The organism is Pseudomonas sp. PVC-3-1, assembly GCF_057444315.1.
Map to the genome: position 1 here is coordinate 279,647 of NZ_CM172023.1, position 26,253 is coordinate 305,899.

Annotated in this window: 38 protein-coding genes; 1 reads left to right on the forward strand and 37 read right to left on the reverse strand. The window is 59.6% G+C overall.

Translation table 11 applies throughout. The features are described from left to right. Positions 1-141: 141 nt before the first annotated feature. From AC2T4A_RS01350 to AC2T4A_RS01360, 3 genes are all read right to left on the reverse strand, one after another. Positions 142-330 carry a hypothetical protein gene (locus AC2T4A_RS01350; RefSeq protein WP_205338869.1) on the reverse strand — a complete coding sequence of 63 codons (189 nt, stop codon included), beginning with the start codon at positions 328-330 and terminating at the stop codon, positions 142-144. A 175-nt stretch (positions 331-505) separates the two neighbouring features. Next, positions 506-1,006 carry a single-stranded DNA-binding protein gene (ssb, locus tag AC2T4A_RS01355; RefSeq protein ID WP_081517086.1) on the reverse strand — a complete coding sequence of 167 codons (501 nt, stop codon included), beginning with the start codon at positions 1,004-1,006 and terminating at the stop codon, positions 506-508. An 18-nt stretch (positions 1,007-1,024) separates the two neighbouring features. Further along, on the reverse strand, positions 1,025-2,413 hold the full coding sequence (locus AC2T4A_RS01360) for an MFS transporter (RefSeq protein WP_416746395.1): 1,389 nt from the start codon (positions 2,411-2,413) through the stop codon (positions 1,025-1,027). 214 nt (positions 2,414-2,627) lie between these two features. Between AC2T4A_RS01360 and uvrA the strand changes: the two genes are divergently transcribed. After that, entirely contained in the window at positions 2,628-5,462 is a 2,835-nt protein-coding gene (gene uvrA / locus AC2T4A_RS01365) for an excinuclease ABC subunit UvrA (RefSeq protein ID WP_416746397.1), read from the forward strand. 220 nt (positions 5,463-5,682) lie between these two features. Here the strand turns inward: uvrA and bfr are convergent, their stop codons facing one another. From bfr to rpsL, 34 genes are all read right to left on the reverse strand, one after another. Next, the gene (gene bfr, locus AC2T4A_RS01370; RefSeq protein WP_233299876.1) at positions 5,683-6,147 is read right to left on the reverse strand and encodes a bacterioferritin; all 465 of its coding nucleotides are present in this window, start codon (positions 6,145-6,147) and stop codon (positions 5,683-5,685) included. 134 nt (positions 6,148-6,281) lie between these two features. Then, entirely contained in the window at positions 6,282-7,730 is a 1,449-nt protein-coding gene (gene katA / locus AC2T4A_RS01375; RefSeq protein ID WP_486742595.1) for a catalase KatA, read from the reverse strand. 272 nt (positions 7,731-8,002) lie between these two features. After that, the gene (gene rplQ / locus AC2T4A_RS01380) at positions 8,003-8,392 is read right to left on the reverse strand and encodes a 50S ribosomal protein L17 (protein ID WP_169942325.1); all 390 of its coding nucleotides are present in this window, start codon (positions 8,390-8,392) and stop codon (positions 8,003-8,005) included. 43 nt (positions 8,393-8,435) lie between these two features. Then, complete coding sequence (locus AC2T4A_RS01385) at positions 8,436-9,437, reverse strand: DNA-directed RNA polymerase subunit alpha (RefSeq protein WP_009617182.1); 1,002 nt, start codon at positions 9,435-9,437, stop codon at positions 8,436-8,438. Between the two features lie 22 nt (positions 9,438-9,459). Next, positions 9,460-10,080 carry a 30S ribosomal protein S4 gene (gene rpsD / locus AC2T4A_RS01390; protein ID WP_416746402.1) on the reverse strand — a complete coding sequence of 207 codons (621 nt, stop codon included), beginning with the start codon at positions 10,078-10,080 and terminating at the stop codon, positions 9,460-9,462. A 16-nt stretch (positions 10,081-10,096) separates the two neighbouring features. Next, positions 10,097-10,486, reverse strand: coding sequence for a 30S ribosomal protein S11 (rpsK, locus tag AC2T4A_RS01395; protein ID WP_003093689.1), 390 nt, complete (start codon positions 10,484-10,486; stop codon positions 10,097-10,099). 18 nt (positions 10,487-10,504) lie between these two features. Then, positions 10,505-10,861, reverse strand: coding sequence for a 30S ribosomal protein S13 (gene rpsM / locus AC2T4A_RS01400; RefSeq protein WP_024767079.1), 357 nt, complete (start codon positions 10,859-10,861; stop codon positions 10,505-10,507). Between the two features lie 130 nt (positions 10,862-10,991). Beyond that, positions 10,992-11,108 carry a 50S ribosomal protein L36 gene (rpmJ, locus tag AC2T4A_RS01405; protein WP_045215308.1) on the reverse strand — a complete coding sequence of 39 codons (117 nt, stop codon included), beginning with the start codon at positions 11,106-11,108 and terminating at the stop codon, positions 10,992-10,994. 24 nt (positions 11,109-11,132) lie between these two features. Beyond that, entirely contained in the window at positions 11,133-12,464 is a 1,332-nt protein-coding gene (gene secY, locus AC2T4A_RS01410; RefSeq protein WP_017521895.1) for a preprotein translocase subunit SecY, read from the reverse strand. Continuing rightward, positions 12,465-12,899: a 50S ribosomal protein L15 gene (gene rplO / locus AC2T4A_RS01415; protein ID WP_017521896.1), complete on the reverse strand. Its 435-nt coding sequence runs from the start codon at positions 12,897-12,899 to the stop codon at positions 12,465-12,467. Between the two features lie 3 nt (positions 12,900-12,902). Continuing rightward, positions 12,903-13,079 carry a 50S ribosomal protein L30 gene (rpmD, locus tag AC2T4A_RS01420; protein ID WP_009617174.1) on the reverse strand — a complete coding sequence of 59 codons (177 nt, stop codon included), beginning with the start codon at positions 13,077-13,079 and terminating at the stop codon, positions 12,903-12,905. A gap of 2 nt (positions 13,080-13,081) precedes the next feature. Beyond that, positions 13,082-13,582: a 30S ribosomal protein S5 gene (rpsE, locus tag AC2T4A_RS01425; protein WP_009617173.1), complete on the reverse strand. Its 501-nt coding sequence runs from the start codon at positions 13,580-13,582 to the stop codon at positions 13,082-13,084. 3 nt (positions 13,583-13,585) lie between these two features. Next, a complete protein-coding gene (rplR, locus tag AC2T4A_RS01430; protein ID WP_017521897.1) occupies positions 13,586-13,936 on the reverse strand; it encodes a 50S ribosomal protein L18 in 351 nt (116 codons plus the stop codon). A 10-nt stretch (positions 13,937-13,946) separates the two neighbouring features. Beyond that, entirely contained in the window at positions 13,947-14,480 is a 534-nt protein-coding gene (gene rplF, locus AC2T4A_RS01435; protein WP_015475332.1) for a 50S ribosomal protein L6, read from the reverse strand. Positions 14,481-14,491: 11 nt separating this feature from the next. Then, on the reverse strand, positions 14,492-14,884 hold the full coding sequence (gene rpsH / locus AC2T4A_RS01440) for a 30S ribosomal protein S8 (protein WP_015475331.1): 393 nt from the start codon (positions 14,882-14,884) through the stop codon (positions 14,492-14,494). Positions 14,885-15,073: 189 nt separating this feature from the next. Then, on the reverse strand, positions 15,074-15,379 hold the full coding sequence (gene rpsN / locus AC2T4A_RS01445) for a 30S ribosomal protein S14 (protein WP_024767384.1): 306 nt from the start codon (positions 15,377-15,379) through the stop codon (positions 15,074-15,076). 13 nt (positions 15,380-15,392) lie between these two features. Beyond that, positions 15,393-15,932, reverse strand: coding sequence for a 50S ribosomal protein L5 (gene rplE, locus AC2T4A_RS01450; protein WP_017521899.1), 540 nt, complete (start codon positions 15,930-15,932; stop codon positions 15,393-15,395). Between the two features lie 19 nt (positions 15,933-15,951). Then, positions 15,952-16,266: a 50S ribosomal protein L24 gene (gene rplX / locus AC2T4A_RS01455; protein ID WP_045215317.1), complete on the reverse strand. Its 315-nt coding sequence runs from the start codon at positions 16,264-16,266 to the stop codon at positions 15,952-15,954. A 12-nt stretch (positions 16,267-16,278) separates the two neighbouring features. After that, positions 16,279-16,647 (reverse strand): 50S ribosomal protein L14, encoded by a 369-nt coding sequence (gene rplN / locus AC2T4A_RS01460; RefSeq protein ID WP_017521901.1) that lies wholly within the window; start codon positions 16,645-16,647, stop codon positions 16,279-16,281. Between the two features lie 16 nt (positions 16,648-16,663). Continuing rightward, on the reverse strand, positions 16,664-16,930 hold the full coding sequence (gene rpsQ, locus AC2T4A_RS01465; protein ID WP_024767386.1) for a 30S ribosomal protein S17: 267 nt from the start codon (positions 16,928-16,930) through the stop codon (positions 16,664-16,666). Between the two features lie 2 nt (positions 16,931-16,932). Beyond that, the gene (rpmC, locus tag AC2T4A_RS01470) at positions 16,933-17,124 is read right to left on the reverse strand and encodes a 50S ribosomal protein L29 (protein ID WP_003093720.1); all 192 of its coding nucleotides are present in this window, start codon (positions 17,122-17,124) and stop codon (positions 16,933-16,935) included. Further along, positions 17,124-17,537 carry a 50S ribosomal protein L16 gene (gene rplP / locus AC2T4A_RS01475; protein ID WP_009617163.1) on the reverse strand — a complete coding sequence of 138 codons (414 nt, stop codon included), beginning with the start codon at positions 17,535-17,537 and terminating at the stop codon, positions 17,124-17,126. Before rplP ends, rpmC begins: the two co-directional genes overlap by 1 nt. Before the next feature lie 11 nt (positions 17,538-17,548). Beyond that, a complete protein-coding gene (rpsC, locus tag AC2T4A_RS01480) occupies positions 17,549-18,235 on the reverse strand; it encodes a 30S ribosomal protein S3 (protein WP_024767387.1) in 687 nt (228 codons plus the stop codon). A 13-nt stretch (positions 18,236-18,248) separates the two neighbouring features. Then, positions 18,249-18,581, reverse strand: coding sequence for a 50S ribosomal protein L22 (gene rplV / locus AC2T4A_RS01485; RefSeq protein WP_015475325.1), 333 nt, complete (start codon positions 18,579-18,581; stop codon positions 18,249-18,251). A gap of 12 nt (positions 18,582-18,593) precedes the next feature. Continuing rightward, positions 18,594-18,869, reverse strand: a complete 276-nt coding sequence (gene rpsS / locus AC2T4A_RS01490; protein ID WP_015475324.1) for a 30S ribosomal protein S19 — start codon at positions 18,867-18,869, stop codon at positions 18,594-18,596. Positions 18,870-18,885: 16 nt separating this feature from the next. Beyond that, a complete protein-coding gene (gene rplB / locus AC2T4A_RS01495; protein ID WP_024767388.1) occupies positions 18,886-19,707 on the reverse strand; it encodes a 50S ribosomal protein L2 in 822 nt (273 codons plus the stop codon). 11 nt (positions 19,708-19,718) lie between these two features. Continuing rightward, positions 19,719-20,018 (reverse strand): 50S ribosomal protein L23, encoded by a 300-nt coding sequence (rplW, locus tag AC2T4A_RS01500; protein WP_015475322.1) that lies wholly within the window; start codon positions 20,016-20,018, stop codon positions 19,719-19,721. Continuing rightward, on the reverse strand, positions 20,015-20,617 hold the full coding sequence (gene rplD / locus AC2T4A_RS01505) for a 50S ribosomal protein L4 (RefSeq protein ID WP_017521904.1): 603 nt from the start codon (positions 20,615-20,617) through the stop codon (positions 20,015-20,017). Before rplD ends, rplW begins: the two co-directional genes overlap by 4 nt. A gap of 14 nt (positions 20,618-20,631) precedes the next feature. Further along, entirely contained in the window at positions 20,632-21,267 is a 636-nt protein-coding gene (gene rplC / locus AC2T4A_RS01510; protein ID WP_024767389.1) for a 50S ribosomal protein L3, read from the reverse strand. A gap of 82 nt (positions 21,268-21,349) precedes the next feature. Beyond that, on the reverse strand, positions 21,350-21,661 hold the full coding sequence (rpsJ, locus tag AC2T4A_RS01515; protein WP_003243886.1) for a 30S ribosomal protein S10: 312 nt from the start codon (positions 21,659-21,661) through the stop codon (positions 21,350-21,352). Between the two features lie 155 nt (positions 21,662-21,816). Then, entirely contained in the window at positions 21,817-23,010 is a 1,194-nt protein-coding gene (gene tuf, locus AC2T4A_RS01520) for an elongation factor Tu (protein WP_054910987.1), read from the reverse strand. A 28-nt stretch (positions 23,011-23,038) separates the two neighbouring features. Beyond that, the gene (gene fusA, locus AC2T4A_RS01525; RefSeq protein ID WP_045217356.1) at positions 23,039-25,174 is read right to left on the reverse strand and encodes an elongation factor G; all 2,136 of its coding nucleotides are present in this window, start codon (positions 25,172-25,174) and stop codon (positions 23,039-23,041) included. Positions 25,175-25,204: 30 nt separating this feature from the next. Beyond that, entirely contained in the window at positions 25,205-25,675 is a 471-nt protein-coding gene (gene rpsG, locus AC2T4A_RS01530) for a 30S ribosomal protein S7 (protein WP_024767125.1), read from the reverse strand. An 85-nt stretch (positions 25,676-25,760) separates the two neighbouring features. Continuing rightward, positions 25,761-26,132 carry a 30S ribosomal protein S12 gene (rpsL, locus tag AC2T4A_RS01535; RefSeq protein ID WP_015475317.1) on the reverse strand — a complete coding sequence of 124 codons (372 nt, stop codon included), beginning with the start codon at positions 26,130-26,132 and terminating at the stop codon, positions 25,761-25,763. Positions 26,133-26,253: the final 121 nt, after the last annotated feature.

The following is a 26,253-nucleotide window of genomic DNA, read 5'->3' on the forward strand; positions in this document are numbered from 1 at the left end:
CCCGGGTCGCCGGGCGGCATTCTTGTAGGAGCGAGCTTGCTCGCGAACGCATCACGCCATGCCGATACGGCTCGCGAGCAAGCTCGCTCCTACAGAAAAAAGAGCCCCGTGGCGCGGCCGTCGGCCCGGGGCCTTCATACCTTAGAACTCTGCCGCGTGGCGGTAACGCGCTTCCAGCTCCAGGGAAACCCGGTAGGCCTGCGCCTCGCCTTCGGTGTGGAAGATGCCGACCAATTGCCCCTCCTGGTACACATCCCAGCAACGCCCGCCGTGGGCGCGGAACTCGCGGGATTTATGGTCGTCGTCACGCTCGGTCACTGTAATGCTCATGTCTTTCTTCTCCGGTTTTGCCGTACATCAAGGCAGCTCCAGAATCATTCAGTTAGCTAGCTAATTAAATAGCTGCCGTCGAGAAAGACTTTTACGAACATTTGCCAAAACGAGCGTCCCACAAACGCAAAAGCGCAGCTCGAAGGCTGCGCTTTTGGGGGACGAACCGCTGGGTTTAGAACGGGATATCGTCGTCGAAGCTGTCGTAGTCCGGAGCCGGTTGCGGCGCGGGCTGGGACTGCTGCTGCGGCGCAGGGCGCTGGGCCTGCTGCGGACGCTGCTGTTGCGGCTCGCGGGGAGCGCGCGGAGCGTCATCGCCACCGGCGCCCGGACGGCCACCCAGCAGCTGCATGTTGCCGTTGATGTCGACCACGATCTCGGTGGTGTACTTGTCCTGACCGTCCTGGCCTTGCCACTTGCGAGTACGCAGGCTGCCTTCGACGTAGATCTGCGAGCCCTTGCGCACGTACTCGGCGACGATCTCAGCCAGACGACCGAAGAACACCACGCGGTGCCACTCGGTACGCTCCTGCTGCTGGCCGGTCTGCTTGTCCTTCCAGCTCTCGCTGGTGGCCAGGGTGACGTTGGTCACCGCGTTGCCGTTGGGCATGTAACGGGTTTCCGGATCGCCACCGACGTTACCCACCAGAATGACTTTGTTAACCCCACGGGCCATGACGCTCTCCTAAAGGCTTCAGCACGTCGCCTGCTCGGCGCCGGCGAGGCGCTCGAGGGACGTGCGATCAACTTGTTGGGAATCTACTTTGACATAAGCGGCCGCTTCTTCAACGACCACCATCACATCGCTCACACCGGGCAATGCCTTGAAACGCTCAGCCAACGAAGCATCGCGCAGGGCCTCATCGGAGAGAGGCAGGCGAATACTCGTTACATAAGGCGGTTCACGCATGGTAACAGCAATCGCCAGCCAGATGGCAGCCAGCACCGCGCAGCCGATGAACACCCCGTCGAGCCCACCATGCTGGAACATCCAGCCCCCCAGGATGCCGCCCACGGCGGCGCCGAGGAACTGGCTGGTGGAGTACACGCCCATTGCCGTGCCCTTGCCGCCCGCCGGCGACACCTTGCTTACCAGCGACGGCAGCGAGGCCTCCAGCAGGTTGAACGCGGTGAAGTAGACGACGATGCCGAACACCAGTTCCTTGAGGCTGTTGCCGAATTCCCAGAAGAACAGCTCGCAGAGCATCAGGGTCGCCACTGCGCCAGCCAGCACGCGTTTCATCTGGCGCTTCTTCTCGGCGTAGATGATGAACGGGACCATGGCGAAGAAGCCGATCAGCAGTGCGGTCAGATACACCCACCAGTGCTGCTCCTTGGGCAGCCCGGCGCGTTCCACCAGCGCCAGCGGCAGCGCAACGAAGCTCGCCATGAGAATCGCGTGCAGTACCAGGATGCCGACGTCCAGGCGCAGCAGATCGCCATTCTTCAAGGTTGGGATCAGCGACTGCTTGGCGACGCTGGACTCACGATGCTGCATGCGGTGATCGGGCACCGGCACCATGAAGAGAATGATCAGGATACCCACCAGCGCCATGCCCGAGGTGAACCAGAACAGCCCGTGCAAGCCGAACCAGTGGGTCAGCACGGGGCCGGCGACCATCGAGGCGGCGAAGGAGACACCGATACTCATGCCGATGATGGCCATGGCCTTGGTCCTGTGCTGCTCGCGGGTCAGGTCCGAAAGCAGCGCCATGACCACCGCGGAAATCGCCCCGGCGCCCTGGATCACCCGACCCGCTATGACGCCCCAGATAGTGTCGGAACTGGCGGCTACACCGGCGCCGATGGCGAATACCAGCAGGCCGACGACGATGATCGCGCGGCGACCGATTCGGTCGGACAGCGTGCCCAGCGGAATCTGCAGTACCGCCTGGGTCAGGCCGTAGGCGCCCATGGCGAAGCCGATCAGGGCCGGCGTCGCGTCGGCCAGTTCCATACCGTAGGTCATCATGACCGGCAGCAGCATGAACATGCCAAGCATACGGAAGGCATAGAGCAGGGCCAGGCCGGAGGTCGCCCGGAGTTCTGTGCCACTCATGCGCTCAGTGTGGGAATCGTGCATAGGCCCCTCGTGGGAAGACGGATGTCGGGAATGCGCTCAACAGTTCCCGTGACGGCGCGGCCTTCCAAGCCGCAAAGGGCCGGCTGTCGCCAGCGCCGAAAAATAGCCGCGCATTCTACCAGCCCAACGGTCCAAGGGCACACACGCGCTACTTTGCCGCGTGCCGGAAACGCCCCGTATAATCGATAGTTTTCGCCCGCCATGCGAGGCTGCAGTGGACAAGATCCTCATCCGTGGGGCACGTACCCACAACCTGAAGAACATCGACCTGACCCTGCCACGCGACAAGCTGATCGTGATCACCGGCCTGTCCGGTTCCGGCAAGTCTTCCCTGGCCTTCGACACGCTCTACGCCGAGGGCCAGCGCCGCTATGTGGAATCCCTGTCGGCTTATGCCCGGCAGTTCCTCTCGATGATGGAAAAGCCCGACGTCGACACCATCGAGGGTCTGTCGCCGGCGATCTCCATCGAGCAGAAATCCACTTCCCACAACCCGCGTTCCACCGTGGGCACCATCACCGAGATCTACGACTACCTGCGCCTGCTCTATGCGCGCGTCGGTATTCCGCGCTGCCCGGATCACGACATCCCGCTGGAAGCGCAGACCGTCAGCCAGATGGTCGACCAGGTGCTGGCGTTGCCCGAAGGCCGCCGGCTGATGCTGCTGGCCCCGGTGATCCGCGAGCGCAAGGGCGAGCACCTGGCGGTGTTCGACGAGATGCGCGCCCAGGGTTTCGTCCGCGCCCGCGTCAACGGCAAGCTCTACGAGCTGGACGAAGTGCCGAAGCTGGACAAGAAGCTCAAGCACTCCATCGACGTGGTGGTGGACCGCTTCAAGGTGCGCGGCGACCTGCAGCAGCGCCTGGCCGAGTCCTTCGAGACGGCGATCAACCTGGCGGATGGCATCGCCCTCGTCGCGCCCATGGACGATGAAGAGGGCGAGGAAATCATCTTCTCCGCGCGCTTCGCCTGTCCGATCTGCGGCCACTCGATCAGCGAGCTGGAACCCAAGCTGTTCTCCTTCAACAACCCGGCCGGCGCCTGTCCGACCTGTGACGGCCTGGGCGTGAAGCAGTTCTTCGATGCACGCCGAGTGGTCAACGGCGAGCTGACCCTGGCCGAAGGCGCAATCCGCGGCTGGGACCGGCGCAACGTCTACTACTTCCAGATGCTCGGCTCGCTGGCCGGACATTTCGGCTTCAGCCTGGAAGAGCCCTTCCAGAATCTCGATCCGGAGCACCAGAAGTTCATCCTCAACGGCTCGGGCCGCGAGAACGTCGAGTTCCGCTACCTCAACGACCGGGGAGACATCGTCAAGCGCGCGCACCCGTTCGAAGGCATCCTGCCGAACCTGGAACGTCGCTACCGCGAAACCGAGTCGGCCACCGTGCGCGAAGAGCTGGCCAAGTTCCTCAGCACCCAGCCCTGCCCGGACTGCCACGGCACCCGCCTGCGCCGCGAAGCGCGCCACGTATGGGTCGGCGACAAGACCCTGCCGGCGATCACCGCAATGCCGGTCGGCACCGCCTGTGACTATGCAGAAAGCCTGACCCTGACCGGTCGCCGCGGCGAGATCGCCTCGAAGATCCTCAAGGAGATCCGCGAGCGCCTGCAGTTCCTGGTCAACGTCGGTCTTGACTACCTGACCCTGGACCGTAGCGCCGACACCCTCTCCGGCGGCGAGGCCCAGCGCATTCGCCTGGCCAGCCAGATCGGTGCCGGCCTGGTGGGCGTCATGTACATCCTCGACGAGCCCTCCATCGGCCTGCACCAGCGCGACAACGAGCGCTTGCTGGGCACCCTTACCCACCTGCGCAACCTCGGCAATACGGTGATCGTCGTCGAGCACGACGAGGACGCCATCCGTCTCGCCGACTACGTCGTGGACATTGGCCCCGGTGCCGGCGTGCACGGCGGACAGATTGTCGCCGAGGGCACGCCGCAGCAGGTCATGGATCATCCGGACTCGGTCACCGGTGCCTACCTGTCTGGCCGCACCAAGATCGTCGTGCCGGCCGAGCGCACCCCGCGCAACAAGAAGCAGTTGCTCAAGCTCAAGGGCGCGCGCGGCAACAACCTGCAGAACGTCAACCTGGAAATCCCGGTCGGCCTGTTCACCTGCATTACCGGCGTTTCCGGTTCGGGCAAGTCGACGCTGATCAACAACACCCTGTTCCCGATCACCGCCACCGCGCTCAACGGCGCTACCACGCTGGAGGTCGCACCCTACGACTCGTTCGACGGCCTACAGCACCTGGACAAGGTGGTGGACATCGACCAGAGCCCGATCGGCCGCACCCCGCGCTCCAACCCGGCGACTTACACCGGGCTGTTCACACCGATCCGCGAGCTGTTCGCCGGCGTGCCGGAAGCCCGCTCGCGCGGCTATGGCCCCGGGCGCTTCTCGTTCAACGTCAAGGGCGGCCGCTGCGAGGCCTGCCAGGGCGACGGCGTGATCAAGGTGGAGATGCACTTCCTGCCGGACATCTATGTCCCCTGCGACGTCTGCAAGGGCAAGCGCTACAACCGCGAGACCCTGGAAGTCCGCTACAAGGGCAAGAGCATCACCGAGGTGCTGGACATGACCATCGAGGACGCTCGCACGTTCTTCGACGCCGTGCCGGCTATCGCTCGCAAGCTGCAGACACTGATGGACGTCGGCCTGTCGTATATCAAGCTGGGCCAGAGCGCGACCACGCTGTCCGGTGGTGAAGCACAGCGGGTGAAGCTGTCTCGCGAGCTGTCCAAGCGTGATACCGGCAAGACCCTGTACATCCTCGACGAGCCGACCACCGGCCTGCACTTCGCGGATATCCAGCAACTGCTCGACGTGCTGCATCGCCTGCGCGACCACGGTAATACCGTGGTGGTAATCGAGCACAACCTGGACGTGATCAAGACAGCCGACTGGCTGGTCGACCTCGGCCCCGAGGGCGGCTCCAAGGGCGGCCAGATCATCGCCACCGGTACGCCGGAGCAGGTTGCGGAGATGGCGGTGTCGCACACCGGGCACTTCCTCAAGCCACTGCTGGAGCGTGACCGGGCCTGATCCGCAACGGCGGGAAAAAAGCCCCTGTCGCCGATCGGCGCAGGGGCTTTTTCTTGTGCTCTTCGTAGGAGCGAGCTTGCTCGCGAACAGCGTCGCCGGGCGACTCCGCGGCTGGGCGGTTCGCGAGCAAGCTCGCTCCTACGAAAACAGTGGCCGCGCGCGCAATTGAAAAAGCCCCCGACGCGTTGGCGCCGAGGGCTTTTTCAGACCGAGCCGCAACTCAGATCTGCGACTGCAGATAATTCTCCAGGCCCATCTTGGCGATCAGGCCCAGCTGCTGCTCCAGCCAGTAGGCATGGTCTTCCTCGGTATCGGTGAGCTGCACACGCAGGATGTCGCGGGTGACGAAGTCCTTGTGCTTCTCGCACAAGGCGATGCCCTTGGCCAGCGCGGCGCGTACGTGGCGCTCCAGCTTCAGATCGGCTTCCAGCATCTCCGGCACGGTCTTGCCCGGGTGGATGTCGTCCGGGCGCATGCGCGGCGTCCCTTCAAGCAGCAGGATGCGGCGCAGCAGCGCGTCGGCGTGCTGGGTTTCCTCTTCCATCTCGTGGTTGAGACGCTCGTAGAGCTTGGTGAAGCCCCAGTCCTCGTACATGCGCGAATGGATGAAGTACTGGTCGCGAGCGGCCAGCTCACCGGTCAGCAGCGTGTTGAGATAATCGATAACCTCGGCGTGGCCTTGCATCAGCCTTCTCCCTGGGACGTGACAGCAAATTAAACGGCGCAACGGTCGCGACTGGCCATGACCGGGGTCAAGTCCGCAATGCCCCATAAATGCAACCGCCCTCCGAAGAGGGCGGTTGGTGGAACGCTTTGAGTTTAGTCCAGCTTCAGGCCCAGAGCCTTGGCGACCCCTTCGCCATATGCCGGGTCGATCTTGAAGAACAGCGCCAGCTGGCGACGCTGGATGGCTTCCGGCACGCCCGCCATATCGCCGGCAATGTTCTCGTACAGACGTTGCCGCTGAGCTTGGTCGAACAGGCGGAACAGCGCAGCCGGCTGGCTGTAGTAGTCATCGTCGGCGCGGTGGTTCCAGTGGTCGGCGCTGCCTTCCAGAGTCAGCGGCGGCTCGGAATAGTCCGGCTGTTCCTGCCACTGGTTGAAGCTGTTCGGCTCGTAGGTGACAGTCATGTCGCCGTTGTTGCCGTCCACCCGCATGGCGCCGTCGCGGTGATAGATACGCGGATTGTTGCGCGCGGCGTTCACCGGGATCTGGTGGTGGTTCACACCCAGGCGGTAGCGGTGCGCATCACCGTAGGAGAACAGGCGCCCCTGGAGCATCTTGTCCGGCGAGAAGCCGATTCCGGGGACGATGTTCGCCGGGGAGAAGGCGGACTGCTCGACCTCAGCGAAGTAATTCGCCGGGTTGCGATTCAGCTCGAAGTAGCCCACCTCGATCAGCGGGTAGTCGCCGTGTGGCCAGACCTTGGTCAGGTCGAACGGGTTGTATCGGTAAGTCGCCGCGTCCTTCTCCGGCATCACCTGCACGTACATCTTCCAACGCGGGAAGTCGCCCCGATCGATGGCGTCGTACAGGTCGCGCTGCGAGCTTTCGCGGTCTGCGCCCACCAGCTTGGCCGCCTCCTCGTTGCTCAGGTTTTCGATACCCTGCTGGGTCTTGAAGTGGAACTTCACCCAGAAGCGCTCATTGCTGGCGTTGATGAAGCTGAAGGTATGGCTGCCGAAGCCATGCACGTGACGGTAGCTGCGCGGCAGGCCGCGATCACCAAAGTCGATGGTCAGTTGGTGCAGCGCTTCAGGCAGATGCGAGAAGAAGTCCCACTTCATCGTGGCGTTGCGCAGGTTGGTGCGCGGATCACGCTTCACCACATGGTTCAGGTCGGGGAATTTCAGCGGATCGCGGAAGTAGAAGACCGGGGTGTTGTTGCCCACCAGATCCCAATTACCTTCCTCGGTGTAAAACTTCAGGGCAAAGCCACGGATATCTCGCTCGGCATCCGCCGCACCACGCTCGCCGGCAACGGTGGAGAAACGCAGGAACAGCGGGGTCTGCTTGCCCACCAGGGAGAACAGCTTCGCGCGGCTATAGCGCGTGATGTCGTGGGTGACGGTGAAGGTGCCGTAGGCGGCGGAGCCCTTGGCGTGCATGCGACGCTCGGGGATCACCTCACGGTCGAAGTGCGCCAGCTTCTCCAGGAACCAGACGTCCTGCAGCAGCATCGGGCCCCGCGGGCCGGCGGTCTGGACGTTCTGGTTATCGGCGACCGGCGCTCCGGCAGCGGTCGTCAGGCGGGTGTTGTCACTCATCGTTACTCTCCTCAACGGCGGGGTGTTCGTTAGCCGGCGAATCACGAAGGCTGTGAGCGCGGCCCGACATCCCAATCGGACAATTAAGCGCCTCCACCGGCGTTCTGGCTGTTGATCCAGCTCAGCAAGCAGTAGAAGTCGGCGTCGTTAAGGATCGGTGACAACGGTATTGATCAGCCAATTTATTGATTCGAGCCGATCGATAGAGAAAAACTTTTCTTCAGACGATAAAAAACCGGGCACAGGGCCCGGTTTCTTATAAGGCGTAAACCTTACTCTGCAGCTTCTACTGCTTGGCCGCCAACAGCGCGGTCAATCAGTTCGACGTATGCCATGGGGGCATTGTCGCCGGCGCGGAAGCCGCACTTCAGGATGCGCAGGTAGCCGCCCGGACGGTTGGCGTAGCGCTTGCCCAGCTCGTTGAACAGCTTGCCTACGGCTTCTTTCGAACGGGTACGGTCGAAAGCGAGACGACGGTTGGCAACGCTATCCACTTTAGCCAGGGTGATCAGCGGCTCGGCAACGCGACGCAGTTCCTTGGCCTTGGGCAGGGTGGTTTTAATCAGCTCGTGCTCGAACAGCGACACAGCCATGTTTTGGAACATGGCCTTGCGGTGCGAGCTGGTACGGCTCAGGTGACGACCACTTTTACGATGGCGCATGGTTCAATTCCTTTCCAAACTTTACGTTCGGTAGCTACGACGATCAGGCAGTAGCCTTGTCGTCTTTCTTAAGACTTGCCGGCGGCCAGTTGTCAAGGCGCATACCGAGGGACAGACCGCGAGAAGCCAGAACGTCCTTGATTTCGGTCAGGGACTTCTTACCCAGGTTCGGCGTTTTGAGCAGCTCTACTTCGGTGCGCTGAATCAGGTCACCGATGTAGTAGATGTTCTCTGCCTTCAGGCAGTTGGCCGAACGGACGGTCAGCTCAAGATCATCGACCGGACGCAGCAGGATCGGATCGATCTCGTCTTCCTGCTCTTCAACGACGGGTTCGCTGTCACCTTTGAGGTCCACGAACGCTGCCAGCTGCTGTTGCAGGATGGTAGCGGCGCGACGGATGGCCTCTTCAGGATCCAGGGTGCCGTTGGTTTCCAGATCAAGGACCAGCTTGTCCAGGTTGGTACGCTGTTCGACACGGGCGTTCTCGACCACGTAGGCAACACGACGTACGGGGCTGAACGAGGCATCGAGCTGAAGACGGCCAATACTGCGGCTTTCGTCTTCATCACTCGAGCGGGCATCAGCCGGCTCGTAGCCACGGCCACGAGCGACTTTCAGCTTCATGTTCAGCGCGCCGTTATCGGCCAGGTGGGCGATAACATGGTCACCGTTGACGATCTCGACATCATGATCCAGCTGAATATCGGCAGCGGTCACCACACCCGAGCCCTTTTTCGCCAGGGTCAGCGTCACTTCGTCACGGCCGTGCAGCTTGATGGCCAGGCCTTTCAGGTTGAGCAGGATCTCGATGACGTCTTCCTGCACACCTTCGATGGCGGAGTACTCGTGGAGAACACCGTCGATCTCGGCCTCGACTACTGCACAGCCAGGCATGGAGGACAACAGGATGCGACGCAGCGCGTTGCCCAGGGTATGGCCGAAACCACGCTCGAGGGGCTCGAGGGTGATCTTGGCGCGGGTTTGGCTGACCACCTGCACATCGATGTGGCGGGGGGTCAGGAACTCATTTACCGAACTCTGCATGGATGCACCTATTTTCTAGCCCTTACTTGGAGTAGAGCTCGACAATCAGGTTTTCGTTGATGTCGGCGGACAGATCGGCACGAGCCGGGACACTTTTGAAGGTGCCAGCTTTCTTCTCCGAGTCCACGTCGACCCACTCAACGCGACCGCGCTGGGCGCACAGGTCCAGAGCTTGAGCGATACGCAGCTGGTTCTTCGATTTCTCGCGAACAGCAACGACGTCGCCAACTTTGACCTGGTAGGACGGTACGTTTACGGTCTGACCGTTGACGCTGATGGTCTTGTGGGACACCAGCTGACGGGATTCGGAACGAGTGGAACCGAAGCCCATACGGTAGACGACGTTGTCCAGACGGCACTCAAGCAGCTGCAGCAGGTTTTCACCTGTGGAGCCCTTGCGGCGGGACGCTTCCTGATAGTAGCCACGGAATTGACGTTCCAGAACGCCGTAGATGCGGCGAACTTTTTGCTTCTCGCGCAGCTGCAGGCCGTAGTCGGACAGGCGACCACGACGCTGGCCATGCTGGCCGGGAACTTGTTCTGCCTTGCACTTCGAGTCGAGGGCACGAACGCCGCTCTTCAGGAAGAGGTCAGTGCCTTCGCGGCGGGACAGTTTGCACTTGGGACCAATGTAACGAGCCATTTCTCACTGTCTCCTATTACACGCGACGCTTTTTCGGCGGACGGCAGCCGTTATGCGGGATCGGGGTTACGTCGGTGATGCTGGCGATCTTGTAACCGCAGGCATTCAGCGCACGAACAGCCGACTCGCGGCCCGGGCCCGGGCCCTTGACGTTTACGTCAAGGTTCTTCAGACCGTATTCCAGAGCAGCCTGGCCGGCACGCTCGGCCGCTACCTGGGCAGCGAACGGAGTGCTCTTACGCGAGCCGCGGAAACCCGAACCACCGGAAGTGGCCCAGGACAGAGCGTTGCCCTGACGGTCGGTGATGGTAACGATGGTGTTGTTGAAGGACGCGTGGATATGCGCGATCCCGTCAACCACCGTCTTTTTGACTTTCTTGCGAGGACGAGCAGCAGGTTTTGCCATGACTATATTCCTAAGCGATTACTTGCGGATCGGCTTACGCGGGCCCTTACGGGTACGCGCGTTGGTCTTGGTACGCTGACCGCGAACCGGCAGACCACGACGATGACGCAGACCGCGGTAGCAACCGAGGTCCATCAGACGCTTGATATTCATGTTGATTTCGCGACGCAGGTCACCTTCGGTGGTCAGTTTGGCCACTTCGGTACGCAGCGAATCGATCTGCTCTTCGCTCAGCTCTTTGATCTTTACAGCCGGGCTGATGCCGGTGGCTGCACAGATGCTCTGTGCGGTAGTGCGACCAACACCATAGATGTAGGTCAGCGAGATAACAGTGTGCTTGTTATCCGGAATGTTTACGCCTGCAATACGGGCCATTCAGAAAAACTCCAATTGACAGCTACCCGGCGCCCAGGGAGCCAAGAAAGGGCGCGGATATTAGCGCTGTAAAAACAAATAATCAACCCGGCAGCACACTAGCTGCCGGGCTATCACGCGTGAATCACACTCAGCCTTGGCGCTGTTTGTGACGCGGCTCCGAGCTGCAGATCACGCGTACGACGCCTTCGCGACGGACGATCTTGCAGTTACGGCACAGCTTCTTAACCGATGCACGAACTTTCATCAGTGACTCCTCGAACCTTACGGGTCAGCGCAGCAGACCGCTGCCATAGCCCTTCAGGTTGGCTTTCTTCATGAGGGATTCGTACTGGTGAGAAACGAGGTGCGATTGTACTTGGGCCATAAAGTCCATCACAACCACGACCACGATCAGCAACGAGGTCCCGCCAAGGTAGAACGGTACGTGAGCAGCTACGACCAGGAACTGGGGCAGCAGGCACACAGCCGTCATGTACAGGGCACCGAACATGGTCAAACGGGTCAGTACGCCATCGATATAGCGAGCCGACTGTTCGCCCGGACGAATACCCGGAATAAATGCACCGGACTTCTTGAGGTTTTCCGCCACGTCCTTCGGGTTGAACATCAGCGCCGTGTAGAAGAAGCAGAAGAAAACGATCCCTGCACTAAACAGCAGAATGTTCAGCGGCTGCCCCGGAGCGATCGCTTGCGCGACGTCCTGCAGCCAACCCAGGCCTTCCGACTGACCGAACCAGGCACCCAGGGATGCCGGGAACAGCAGAATGCTGCTGGCGAAGATCGCGGGAATCACACCCGCCATGTTCACTTTCAGCGGCAGATGGCTCGTTTGGGCAGCAAACACCTTGCGACCTTGCTGGCGCTTGGCGTAATGCACGGCAATACGACGCTGACCACGCTCGATGAACACCACGAACGCGATGATGGCCACGGCCAGCAGGCCGATGGCGATCAGGGCGAAGATGTTGATGTCACCTTGACGCGCGGACTCGAAGGACTGGCCGATTGCTCGGGGCAGACCCGCGACGATACCGGAGAAGATCAACATGGAGATGCCGTTGCCGACACCCCGCTCGGTGATCTGCTCACCCAGCCACATCATGAACAGTGCACCCGCCACGAAGGTGGTGACCGACACGAAGTAGAAGCCGAAGTCGTTGGAGAAGGCCACACCCTGACTACCCAGACCAATGGACATGCCAATGGCCTGGACGAGTGCCAGGGCGAGAGTTGCGTAGCGGGTGTACTGGCTGATCTTGCGACGCCCAGACTCACCCTCTTTCTTCAACTGCTCCAGCTGCGGGCTGATAGCGGTCATGAGCTGCATGATGATCGACGCCGAGATGTACGGCATGATCCCCAGTGCAAAGATACTCATGCGCTCCAGCGCGCCGCCGGAAAACATGTTGAAGAGGCTAAGAATGGTCCCCTCGTTCTGCCGGAACAGTGCCGCCAAGCGATCGGGGTTGATGCCCGGGACTGGGATATGCGCGCCGATCCGATAGACGATGATCGCCAGGAACAGGAAACGCAGACGTGCCCAGAGCTCGGACAAACCACCACCGTTGCTCAGCGCAGAGAGAGCACCTTGCTTAGCCATTTAGTCCTCGATTTTGCCGCCAGCTGCTTCGATAGCCGCACGAGCGCCCTTGGTGGCGCCGATGCCTTTCAGAGTGACCGCGCGAGTAACGTCGCCCGACAGCATGACTTTCACACGCTGTACGTTCTGGTTAATCACGTTGGCATCCTTCAGGGCCTGCACGGTTACGACATCACCCTCAACCTTGGCCAGTTCGGAAGTGCGCACTTCTGCGCGATCCATGGCTTTCAGCGAGTTGAAGCCGAACTTCGGCAGACGACGGTGCAGCGGCTGCTGACCACCCTCGAAGCCCGGAGCAATGGAGCCACCGGAGCGGGAGGTTTGACCTTTGTGACCACGGCCACCGGTCTTGCCCAGACCGCTACCGATGCCACGGCCCGGACGGTGCTTTTCGCGACGGGCACCCGGCGCGGAACGCAGATCGTTCAGTTGCATGGATTAACCCTCCACACGCAGCAGGTAGTAGGCCTTGTTAATCATGCCGCGGTTTTCAGGAGTGTCCTGAACTTCGACGGTGTGATTAATGCGACGCAGGCCGAGGCCTTTGACGCAAGCCTTGTGATTGGCCAGACGGCCGTTCAGGCTCTTGATCAGGGTAACTTTGACAGTTGCCATGGTTAGAGAATCTCCTCGACGCTCTTGCCACGCTTGGCCGCTACCGACTCAGGGGACTGCATGTTCTTCAGGCCCTTGAAGGTTGCGTAGACCACGTTCACCGGATTGGTGGAGCCGTAGCACTTCGCCAGAACGTTCTGCACACCAGCAACTTCCAGGACAGCGCGCATGGCGCCGCCGGCGATGATGCCGGTACCTTCGGAAGCCGGCTGCATGTACACCTTGGAGGCGCCATGGGCGGACTTGGTCGGGTACTGCAGGGTGGTGCCGTTCAGATCAACCTGGATCATGTTGCGGCGAGCAGCTTCCATTGCCTTCTGGATAGCGGCCGGCACTTCACGCGCCTTGCCACGACCGAAGCCAACACGGCCCTTGCCATCGCCAACCACGGTCAGCGCGGTGAAGGCGAAGATACGGCCACCTTTTACGGTTTTGGCGACGCGGTTCACTTGAACCAGCTTCTCGATGTAGCCTTCGTCGCGCTTTTGATCGTTGTTTGCCATAACTTAGAACTCCAGACCGCCTTCACGAGCGGCATCAGCCAGGGCCTTGATACGACCGTGGTACTTGAAGCCAGAACGGTCGAACGCCACCTGAGTGACGCCGGCAGCCTTGGCGCGTTCCGCGACCAGTTGACCAACTTTCTTGGCTGCGTCGACGTTGCCAGTGGCAGCTTCGCGCAGTTCTTTGTCCAGGGTCGAGGCGCTGGCCAGGACCTTGCCGCCGTCGGCTGCAATGACCTGGGCGTAGATGTGCTGGGAGGAGCGGTACACGCAGAGGCGTACGGCTTCCAGTTCGCGCATCTTCAGGCGAGCCTTGCGAGCGCGGCGCAGACGGGTTTCTTTCTTGACGCTCATTTGCTATGCCCTACTTCTTCTTGGCTTCTTTACGAAGGACGACTTCGTCGGCGTAACGCACGCCCTTGCCTTTGTACGGCTCCGGCGGACGGAAGTCGCGGATTTCCGCGGCAACCTGGCCAACCAGCTGCTTGTCGATACCCTTGATCAGGATGTCGGTCTGGCTGGGGGTTTCCGCGACGATGCCGGCAGGCAGTTCGTAATCAACCGGGTGGGAGAAGCCGAGAGCCAGGGACAGCACTTGGCCTTTGGCCTGCGCTTTGTAACCAACACCAACCAGCTGGAGCTTGCGCTCGAAGCCCTGGCTGACGCCGATTACCATGTTGTTGACCAGAGCGCGGGTGGTACCGGCCATGGCACGGGTCTGCTGGTCGCCGTTACGCGCAGCGAAACGCAGCTCACCGTTGTCCTGAATGACTTCGACGGACGGATGTACTTTCAGCTCGAGAGCGCCTTTGGCACCCTTGATCGAAAGTTCCTGACCAGCCAGCTTGATTTCAACGCCGGCGGGCAGAATGACGGGGTTCTTAGCAACGCGAGACATGCTGATTCCCCTTAGAACACAGTGCAGAGCACTTCGCCACCGACGCCAGCGGCACGGGCAGCACGGTCAGTCATCACACCTTTGTTGGTGGAGACGATCGAAACGCCCAGGCCGCCGCGAACTTTCGGCAGCTGGTCTACGGATTTGTACTGGCGCAGGCCAGGACGGCTGATTCGCTTCACTTCCTCGATGACAGGCTTGCCTTCGAAGTACTTCAGCTCGATCGACAGCAGAGGCTTGGCCTCGGCGGTGACTTGGAAATCCGCAATATAGCCTTCGTCCTTGAGGACTTTGGCGACTGCCGCTTTCAGCTTGGAAGACGGCATGCTCACGACGGTCTTCTCAGCCATCTGGGCATTACGGATGCGAGTTAGCATGTCTGCTAACGGGTCCTGCATACTCATGGGCTTAATGCTCCTGATACAAAAGATAAGCCTTCAACTTCATAACTCGCCCTCAAAACGCCAGGCGAGATAAAACCCGGGCTCGGGGGAGCCGGGTATTCTAGAGATCGCTCAAAAACGAATCAAGCCCCACAAGGGGGCTTGCTTCGCAAAGCGATCAACGGAGCCGTTACCGACTCCGCCTATCACTTACCAGCTGGCTTTCACCAGGCCCGGTACGTCACCGCGCATAGCCGCTTCACGCAGCTTGTTACGGCTCAGGCCGAACTTGCGGTAGTAACCGTGCGGACGACCGGTCAGACGGCAACGGTTACGCAGGCGGCTGGCGCTCGCGTCACGCGGTTGCTTCTGCAGGGCGACCTGGGCGTTCCAACGATCTTCCGCAGTGGTGCTCGGATTAACGATGATCGCTTTCAGCTCGGCACGCTTTTTGGCGTACTTGGCTACCGTGCGCTGACGCTTCAGCTCACGGTTCTTCATGCTCTCTTTAGCCATGGTCCTACTCCAATCAGTTGCGGAACGGGAATTTGAAGGCGCGCAGCAGCGCACGACCTTCATCATCCGAACGCGCGGTAGTGGTCAGAGTGATATCCATACCGCGGAGGGCATCGATCTTGTCGTAATCGATTTCCGGGAAGATGATCTGCTCTTTGACGCCCATGCTGTAGTTGCCACGGCCGTCGAAGGACTTGGCATTCAGACCGCGGAAGTCACGAACGCGCGGCAGGGAGATCGACAGCAGACGGTCCAGGAACTCGTACATGCGATCGCCACGCAGGGTGACTTTAACGCCGATCGGCCAGCCTTCACGAATCTTGAAGCCAGCGATTGACTTACGAGCGTAAGTCACGACCGGCTTCTGACCCGCGATCTTTTCCAGATCAGCTACGGCGCTCTCGATGACTTTTTTGTCGCCGACAGCTTCGCCAAGACCCATGTTCAGGGTGATTTTGGTAACGCGCGGAACTTCCATCACGTTCGCCAGCTGAAGCTCTTGCTTCAGCTTGGGAGCGATTTCCTTCCGATAAATTTCTTTCAATCGTGCCATGGTGATCTACCTAGCTCCCTCAAGCCTGAACCGGTTTCTGGGTCGACTTGAAGACACGAATCTTCTTACCGTCTTCGACTTTGAAACCAACGCGGTCAGCCTTGTTGGTTTCAGCGTTGAAGATGGCGACGTTGGAGACGTGCAGAGGCGCCTCCTTCTCGACGATCCCGCCTTGCTGGTTGAGCATGGGGTTGGGCTTGGTGTGGCGCTTGACCAGGTTCACACCGCCAACAACCAGACGGTCATCAGCCAGAACCTTGATCACTTTGCCACGCTTGCCCTTGTCCTTGCCGGCAATGACGATGACTTCGTCGTCACGACGAATTTTTTGCATGACGGCTACTCCTTACAGCACTTCAGGGGCAAGGGAGACGATCTTCATGAACTTCTCAGTACGAAGTTCACGAGTCACCGGCCCGAAGATACGGGTGCCGATCGGCTCCTGCTTGTTGTTCAGCAGGACGGCGGCGTTGCCGTCGAAGCGAATGATGGAACCGTCGGTACGACGTACGCCGTGCTTGGTGCGAACGACCACGGCAGTCATTACCTGGCCCTTCTTCACCTTGCCACGCGGAATTGCTTCCTTGACGGTGACCTTGATGATGTCGCCAATGCCGGCGTAACGGCGGTGGGAACCGCCGAGCACCTTGATGCACATTACGCGACGCGCGCCGCTGTTATCAGCGACTTCGAGCATGGATTGAGTCTGAATCATCTTCTATCTCCGACCCTTAGACTTCAACCGCGCGCTCAACGACATCAACCAGGGTCCAGGCCTTGGTCTTGGCCAGCGGACGAGTCTCGCGAATGGTGACCAGGTCACCAATGCGGCACTGATTGGTTTCGTCGTGTGCGTGCAGTTTGGTCGAACGCTTCACGTATTTGCCGTAGATCGGGTGCTTAACGCGGCGCTCGATCAGAACGGTGACGGTCTTGTCCATCTTGTCGCTGACGACGCGGCCAGTCAGCGTACGGACGGTTTTCTGAGCTTCAGCCATGATTACTTACCTGCTTGCTGGTTGAGCACAGTTTTCACGCGAGCGATGTCGCGCTTAACCTGCGAGAGCAGGTGAGACTGCCCCAACTGGCCAGTTGCTTTCTGCATGCGCAGATTGAACTGGTCGCGCAGCAGGCCGAGCAGTTGCTCGTTCAGCTGCTCAACGGATTTTTCACGAAGTTCATTCGCTTTCATCACATCACCGTCCGCTTAACAAAGGAGGTGGCGAGCGGCAGCTTTGCAGCAGCCAGGGCGAATGCCTCACGCGCCAGCTCTTCGGATACACCCTCGATCTCGTACAGGACCTTGCCCGGTTGAATCTGGGCTACCCAGTACTCGACGCCGCCCTTACCTTTACCCATACGTACTTCCAGGGGCTTCTTGGTAACAGGCTTGTCGGGGAATACGCGAATCCAGATCTTGCCGCCACGTTTAACGTGACGGGTCAGCGCACGACGTGCGGACTCGATCTGACGCGCGGTGAGACGGCCACGGCTGGTTGCCTTGAGGGCAAACTCGCCGAAGCTGACTTTAGAACCGCGATGAGCCAGGCCACGGTTGTGACCGGTCATTTGCTTGCGGAACTTCGTACGCTTGGGTTGCAGCATTTGCGTACTCCTTACTTAGCAGCTTTTTTACGAGGAGCGGGCGCTTGGGGCTTCAGCTCTTCCTGGCGGCCACCAATGACCTCGCCTTTGAAGATCCAAACCTTCACACCGATCACACCGTAGGTGGTGTGCGCTTCGTAGGTTGCGTAGTCGATGTCGGCACGCAGGGTGTGCAGGGGCACACGACCTTCGCGATACCACTCGGTACGAGCGATTTCAGCGCCGCCCAGACGACCGCTTACCTGGATCTTGATGCCTTTGGCACCAATGCGCATGGCGTTCTGTACAGCGCGCTTCATGGCGCGACGGAACATAACGCGACGCTCCAGCTGCTGAGCTACGCTTTGCGCAACCAGCATACCGTCGAGTTCCGGCTTGCGGATCTCTTCGATGTTGATGTGCACCGGCACACCCATTTGCTTGGTCAGGTCCTGACGCAGCTTCTCAACATCTTCACCTTTCTTGCCGATCACGATGCCGGGACGAGCGGTGTGGATGGTGATACGTGCAGTCTGAGCCGGACGATGGATATCGATACGGCTTACGGACGCGCTTTTTAGTTTGTCTTGGAGATACTCACGTACCTTCAGGTCGGCGAACAGATAATCGGCGTAAGTGCGCTTATCTGCGTACCAAACGGAGGTGTGCTCCTTGACGATACCCAGGCGGATGCCATTGGGATGTACTTTCTGACCCATCTGATCGACTCCGTTACTTGTCCGCAACCTTGACAGTGATATGGCAAGACCGCTTGACGATGCGATCAGCACGGCCTTTGGCACGCGGCATGATGCGCTTGAGCGAACGACCTTCGTTGACGAAGACGGTGGAGACTTTGAGATCGTCTACATCGGCGCCTTCGTTGTGCTCGGCGTTGGCAACGGCCGACTCCAGCACTTTCTTCATGATCTCGGCGGCTTTCTTGTTGCTGAAAGCCAGGAGGTTGAGCGCATCGCCCACCTTCTTCCCGCGGATCTGGTCGGCGACCAAGCGGGCTTTCTGGGCGGAGATACGAGCGCCCGAGAGCTTAGCGGCTACTTCCATCTTCCTTACCCCTTAACGCTTGGCTTTCTTGTCCGCAGCGTGCCCACGATAAGTGCGGGTAGCAGCGAACTCGCCGAGTTTGTGACCGACCATGTCTTCGTTGACCAGGACCGGCACGTGTTGACGGCCGTTGTGGACAGCGATGGTCAGACCAACCATGTGCGGCAGAATCATCGAACGGCGCGACCAGGTCTTGATCGGCTTGCGGTCGTTCTTTTCCACCGCCACTTCGATCTTCTTCAGCAGGTGAAGATCGATAAAAGGACCTTTTTTCAGAGAACGTGGCACTGTCGTATCCCTCTATTTACTTGCGGCGACGGACGATCATGTTGTCGGTACGCTTGTTCGCGCGAGTCTTCTTACCCTTGGTCTGAAGACCCCACGGCGATACCGGATGACGACCAGCAGAGGTACGACCTTCACCACCACCATGCGGGTGGTCGACCGGGTTCATGGCAACACCACGAACGGTCGGGCGAACGCCACGCCAGCGTTTGGCACCGGCTTTACCCAGCGAACGCAGGCTGTGCTCGGAGTTCGAGACTTCGCCCAGGGTCGCACGGCAGTCAGCCAGGACTTTACGCATCTCACCGGAACGCAGACGTACGGTTACGTATGCACCTTCACGGGCAACCAGCTGAGCCGAAGCGCCAGCGGAGCGAGCGATCTGAGCGCCTTTGCCAGGCTTCAGTTCGATACCGTGGATGGTGCTACCAACCGGGATGTTGCGCAGCGGCATGTTGTTGCCGGCCTTGATCGGAGCGCCGATACCGGAGATCAGTTGATCGCCAGCCACCACGCCTTTGGGGGCGATGATGTAACGACGCTCGCCGTCCGCGTATTTCAGCAGAGCGATGTGAGCAGTACGGTTCGGATCGTATTCGACGCGTTCAACGATGGCAGGGATGCCATCCTTGTTGCGACGGAAGTCGACCAGACGATAGTGCTGCTTGTGGCCACCACCGATATGACGGGTGGTGATACGACCGTTGTTGTTACGGCCGCCCGACTTGGACTTCTTCTCGAGCAGGGGAGCGAACGGAGCACCTTTGTGCAGGTCCTGGTTCACTACCTTGACGACGAAACGACGACCAGCGGAAGTCGGTTTGCATTTAACGATTGCCATGATGCACCCCTTTACTCAGCGCCAGCTGCGAAATCGAGATCCTGGCCCGGCTGGAGAGCGATGTACGCTTTTTTCCAGTCGTTACGCTTGCCCAGGCCGCGAACGGTACGCTTGGTCTTGCCCTGAACGTTCAGGGTGGTGACGCGACGTACTTTCACGCCGAACAGGCTTTCTACGGCCTTCTTGATTTCCAGCTTGGTTGCATCAGTGGCAACCTTGAAAACGAATTGGCTGTTGCCGTCCGCCAGGCCAGTGGCCTTCTCGGAGATATGCGGGCCCAGCAGCACTTTGAATACGCGTTCCTGGTTCATGCCAGCAGCTCCTCGAACTTCTTCACGGCGGACACGGTGACCAGCACCTTGTCGTAGGCGATGAGGCTGACCGGATCGGAAGCCTGGACGTCACGCACATCGACGTGGGCCAGGTTGCGAGCTGCCAGGTACAGGTTCTCATCGACGCCTTCGGTGACGATCAGTACATCTTTCAGGCCCAGGCCTTCCAGCTTGCTGACCAGACCTTTGGTCTTCGGTGCATCGACAGCGAAGTCGGCAACGACAACCAGACGGTCCAGACGAACCAGCTCAGAGAGGATGGAGCGCAGAGCAGCGCGGTACATCTTCTTGTTGAGCTTCTGGGAGTGATCCTGGGGCTTGGCCGCGAAGGTCGCGCCGCCGCCACGCCAGATGGGGCTACGAATGGTGCCAGCACGAGCACGACCAGTGCCCTTCTGACGCCACGGCTTCTTGCCACCACCGGAGACTTCGGAACGAGTTTTCTGAGCCTTGGTGCCCTGACGGCCGCCAGCCATGTAGGCTACGACTGCCTGGTGAACCAGGGTCTCGTTGAATTCGCTACCAAAAGTACGCTCGGAAACTTCGATCGCCTGAGCGCCATTTACATTCAGTTGCATCTCAGCTTCCTCTCTTAACCGCGAGCCTTGGCTGCCGGACGCACCAGCACATCACCACCGGTAGCGCCGGGAACGGCACCTTTGACCAGCAGCAGATTGCGCTCTGCATCGACACGCACGACCTCAAGGGATTGAACGGTTACACGCTCAGCACCCATGTGGCCCGACATTTTTTTGCCCTTGAACACTCGACCAGGAGTCTGGCACTGGCCGATGGAACCCGGGACGCGGTGGGAAACGGAGTTACCGTGGGTGTTATCTTGACCACGGAAGTTCCAGCGCTTGATGGTACCGGCGAAGCCTTTACCCTTGGACTCGCCAGTAACGTCTACCAGCTGACCGGCCTGGAACAGGTCGACAGAAATGGAATCGCCTGCCTTGAACTCCTCTTCACCCAGACGGAATTCCCACACGCCGCGACCGGCGGCGACATTCGCCTTGGCAAAGTGACCGGCTTGCGCCTTGGTCACGCGAGAAGCACGACGCTCGCCAGCAGTTACCTGCACAGCGCGATAGCCATCGCTTTCTTCGTTTTTGAACTGGGTGACGCGATTCGGCTCGACCTCAATGACCGTGACCGGAATAGAGACACCATCTTCGGTGAAGATGCGGGTCATGCCGCACTTACGACCGACAACACCAATTGTCATCTTTAGAACCTCTTTAGTGTACGGGGCTTTCACCCGCTATGGCCGCCCATTTCAGAGCGTTACACGACCAATGCCGAAGGCATTAGCCGAGGCTGATCTGTACTTCGACGCCAGCAGCAAGGTCGAGCTTCATCAGCGCGTCGACGGTTTTGTCGGTCGGCTGAACGATGTCGAGAACACGCTTGTGGGTACGAATTTCGTACTGGTCACGAGCGTCCTTGTTGACGTGCGGGGAAATCAGCACGGTGTAACGTTCCTTGCGGGTCGGCAGAGGAATCGGACCACGCACCTGAGCGCCAGTACGTTTCGCGGTTTCCACGATTTCCTGGGTAGATTGGTCGATCAGGCGGTGATCAAAAGCCTTCAACCGAATACGGATTTGTTGATTTTGCATTTGACCTCAGACTCCAAGTTGCCATTCCCAACGGACGGACTCCGCCCGTTAAAAGGAGGCGCAATTGTACGGATGCGCCTGGAGGGTGTCAATATTTAACCAACTCAACGAAAAAGGGACCCCGAAGGGTCCCTTTTTCTGGAGCAGATCAGCGATTACTCGATGATCTTGGCAACCACGCCGGCGCCAACGGTACGGCCGCCTTCGCGAATCGCGAAGCGCAGACCATCTTCCATGGCGATCGGAGCGATCAGGGTGACAACCATTTTCACGTTGTCGCCCGGCATTACCATTTCAACGCCTTCCGGCAGTTCGCAGTTGCCGGTTACGTCGGTGGTACGGAAGTAGAACTGCGGACGGTAGCCTTTGAAGAACGGGGTGTGACGACCACCTTCTTCTTTGGACAGCACGTACACTTCGCACTCGAACTTGGTGTGCGGCTTGATGGTGCCCGGCTTGGCCAGAACCTGGCCACGCTCTACGTCTTCACGCTTGGTACCACGCAGCAGGACGCCAACGTTCTCACCAGCACGACCTTCGTCGAGCAGCTTGCGGAACATTTCAACGCCGGTGCAGGTAGTTTTGGTGGTCGCCTTGATACCAACGATTTCCACTTCTTCCTGGATCTTGACGATGCCACGCTCAACACGGCCAGTTACCACGGTGCCACGACCGGAGATCGAGAATACGTCTTCGATCGGCATCAGGAACGGCTTGTCGATGGCGCGCTCGGGCTCAGGGATGTACGAGTCCAGGGTTTCTACCAGCTTGCGCACGGCGGAAACGCCCATCTCGTTGTCGTCCTGGCCGTTCAGGGCCATCAGAGCGGAACCGATCACGATCGGAGTGTCGTCGCCCGGGAAGTCGTAGGTGTTCAGCAGATCGCGAACTTCCATTTCGACCAGTTCCAGCAGCTCGGCGTCGTCAACCATGTCGGCCTTGTTCAGGAACACGACGATGTAAGGAACGCCTACCTGGCGGGACAGCAGGATGTGCTCGCGGGTCTGCGGCATGGGGCCGTCAGCAGCCGAGCAAACCAGGATCGCGCCGTCCATCTGGGCAGCACCGGTGATCATGTTCTTCACGTAGTCGGCGTGGCCCGGGCAGTCTACGTGAGCGTAGTGGCGTACCGGCGAGTCGTATTCAACGTGAGAGGTGTTGATGGTGATACCACGAGCCTTCTCTTCCGGCGCGTTGTCGATCTGGTCGAAAGCGCGAGCGGAGCCACCCCAGGTCTCGGAGCAGACCTTGGTCAGAGCAGCGGTCAGAGTGGTTTTTCCGTGGTCAACGTGACCGATGGTGCCGACGTTGACGTGCGGTTTGTTACGTTCAAATTTTTCTTTAGCCACGAGAGTAACCTCTACTAAAAGAGCTGAATCAAGCTTGTTTTTTAGCCAGAGCTTCGACGACGTTCGCCGGAGCTTCAGCGTACTTGGAGAATTCCATGGAGTAGCTAGCGCGACCCTGGGACATGGAACGCACGTCGGTTGCGTAACCGAACATCTCGCCCAGCGGAACCTCGGCACGGATAACCTTACCGGAAACCGAGTCTTCCATCCCCTGAATCAGACCACGACGACGGTTCAGGTCACCCATCACGTCACCCATGTAGTCCTCAGGAGTCACCACTTCCACTTTCATGATCGGCTCCAGAACCTTGCCGCCGCCCTTCTGGGCCAGCTGCTTGGTCGCCATGGAGGCGGCGATCTTGAACGCCATCTCGTTGGAGTCGACGTCGTGGTAGGAACCATCGAAGACGGTCGCCTTCAGGCCGATCAGCGGATAACCGGCGACAACGCCGTTCTTCATCTGCTCTTCGATGCCTTTCTGGATGGCCGGGATGTATTCCTTCGGAACCACACCGCCCACGACTTCGTTGGTGAAGACCAGGCCTTCGGTGATGTTGCCCTTGTCGTCCACATCCGGAGTCGAGAAACGAATCCAGCAGTGACCGAACTGACCACGACCACCGGACTGACGAACGAACTTGCCTTCGATCTCGATGTTGTCCTTCGAGATGGTTTCGCGGTACGAAACCTGCGGCTTGCCGATGTTCGCCTCAACGCCGAATTCACGCTTCATGCGGTCGACGAGGATGTCCAGGTGCAGCTCACCCATACCGGAGATGATGGTCTGGCCGGTTTCTTCGTCGGTCTTCACGCGGAACGACGGGTCTTCCTGAGCCAGCTTGCCGAGGGCGATACCCATCTTCTCCTGGTCAGCCTTGGTCTTCGGCTCAACAGCTACCGAGATTACCGGCTCCGGGAAGTCCATACGCTCGAGGATGATCGGCTTCTCGATGTCGCACAGGGTGTCACCAGTGGTGACGTCCTTCATGCCGATCAGAGCAGCGATGTCGCCAGCGCGTACTTCTTTGATCTCGTCACGCTGGTTGGCGTGCATCTGCACCATACGACCAACGCGCTCTTTCTTGCCTTTCACGGAGTTGATAACCGAGTTACCAGACTCCAGAACGCCCGAGTAGACGCGAACGAAGGTCAGAGTACCTACGAACGGGTCAGTGGCGATCTTGAATGCCAGAGCCGAGAACGGAGCATTGTCGTCAGCAGGACGATCGTCCTTCGGAGCTTCGTCGCCGTCGTCAATGTGATCCGGGTGGATACCCTGGATTGCAGGGATCTCGGTCGGAGCAGGCAGGAAGTCGATCACGGCGTCGAGAACCAGGGGCACGCCCTTGTTCTTGAATGACGAGCCGCAGACAGCCGGTACGATTTCGCAGGCGATAGTACGCAGACGCAGGCCAGCCTTGATCTCTTCGATCGACAGCTCACCCTCTTCCAGGTACTTGTTCATCAGCTCTTCGTTGGCTTCGGCAGCAGCCTCGACCATGTTGTTGCGCCACTCGGTGGCCAGCTCAACCATATCCGCAGGAATTTCTTCCTCGCGGTAGGAAGTGCCTTTGTCGTCTTCGTTCCAGTAGATGGCCTTCATCTTCAGCAGGTCAACCTGACCCTGGAAGTCATCTTCTGCACCGATAGCCAGCTGAACCGGGACCGGGGTGTGACCCAGGCGATTCTTGATCTGACCGACGACGCGCAGGAAGTTGGCGCCGGCGCGGTCCATCTTGTTCACGTAAACGATACGCGGAACACCGTATTTGTTGGCTTGACGCCATACGGTTTCGGACTGCGGCTCAACGCCGGAGGTGCCGCAGAACACAACGACAGCGCCGTCCAGTACGCGCAGGGAGCGCTCAACTTCAATGGTGAAGTCTACGTGGCCGGGGGTGTCGATGACGTTTACGCGGTACTTGTCGTACTGGCCGCGCGAACCTTCCCAGAAGGTCGTGATCGCAGCGGAGGTGATGGTGATACCACGCTCCTGCTCCTGCACCATCCAGTCGGTGGTAGCAGCGCCGTCGTGCACCTCACCCATCTTGTGGCTGAGACCTGTGTAGAACAGGATCCGCTCGGTAGTGGTGGTCTTGCCCGCGTCAACGTGGGCACAGATACCAATGTTCCGGTAGCGGTTGATTGCTGTGTTACGAGCCATAAAGCCCTCGCAGAAGTGTTGTTGCCGTAATTAGAAGCGGTAGTGCGAGAACGCTTTGTTGGCCTCGGCCATACGGTGCACGTCTTCGCGCTTCTTGACAGCAGCGCCTTTGCCTTCAGCGGCATCCAGCAGCTCGCCAGCGAGGCGCAGAGCCATGGACTTCTCGCCACGCTTGCGGGCGAAGTCCACCAGCCAGCGCATGGCCAGTGCATTACGACGGGACGGACGTACTTCGACCGGAACCTGGTAAGTAGCACCGCCGACACGGCGGGACTTCACTTCGACCAGCGGAGCGATGGCGTCGAGTGCTTTTTCGAAGATTTCCAGGGGGTCGCCTTTACCGCGCTCTTTGACCTTGTCCAGAGCACCGTAAACGATACGCTCGGCAACGGCTTTCTTGCCGCTTTCCATCACGTGGTTCATGAACTTCGCCAGAATCTGGCTTCCGTATTTCGGATCGGCCAGGATCTCACGTTTGGCCGCTACACGACGTCTTGGCATTGATAAGCCCTCAAACGGTCTTCAGGTAATCCGGGACTTGATGCCCGACCTTACTCTTATCGACTCAGCAAATAGGAAAACAAAATTACTTCGGACGCTTCGCGCCGTACTTCGAACGACCCTGCTTACGGTCTTTGACACCGGAGGTGTCCAGCGAACCGCGCACGGTGTGGTAGCGAACACCCGGAAGGTCCTTTACACGACCGCCACGGATCAGCACTACGCTGTGCTCTTGCAGGTTGTGACCTTCACCGCCGATGTACGAGGAAACCTCGAAACCGTTGGTCAGGCGAACACGGCACACTTTACGCAGTGCGGAGTTCGGCTTCTTCGGGGTGGTGGTGTATACGCGGGTGCATACGCCGCGACGCTGAGGGCAGTTCTGCAGGGCAGGAACGCCGCTCTTGTCGACCAGGCGCTTGCGCGGCTTGCGCACCAGCTGGTTGATAGTTGCCATCTATAGCTCCACTGATTGTCTTACGACACTTAAAAACGAAAATGGACAGAGCAAGCGCCCTGCCAATTTTCGGGGTACAAGATACTAAAGAGCTTACGGATTCCAGTCAAGACAAAGCCCC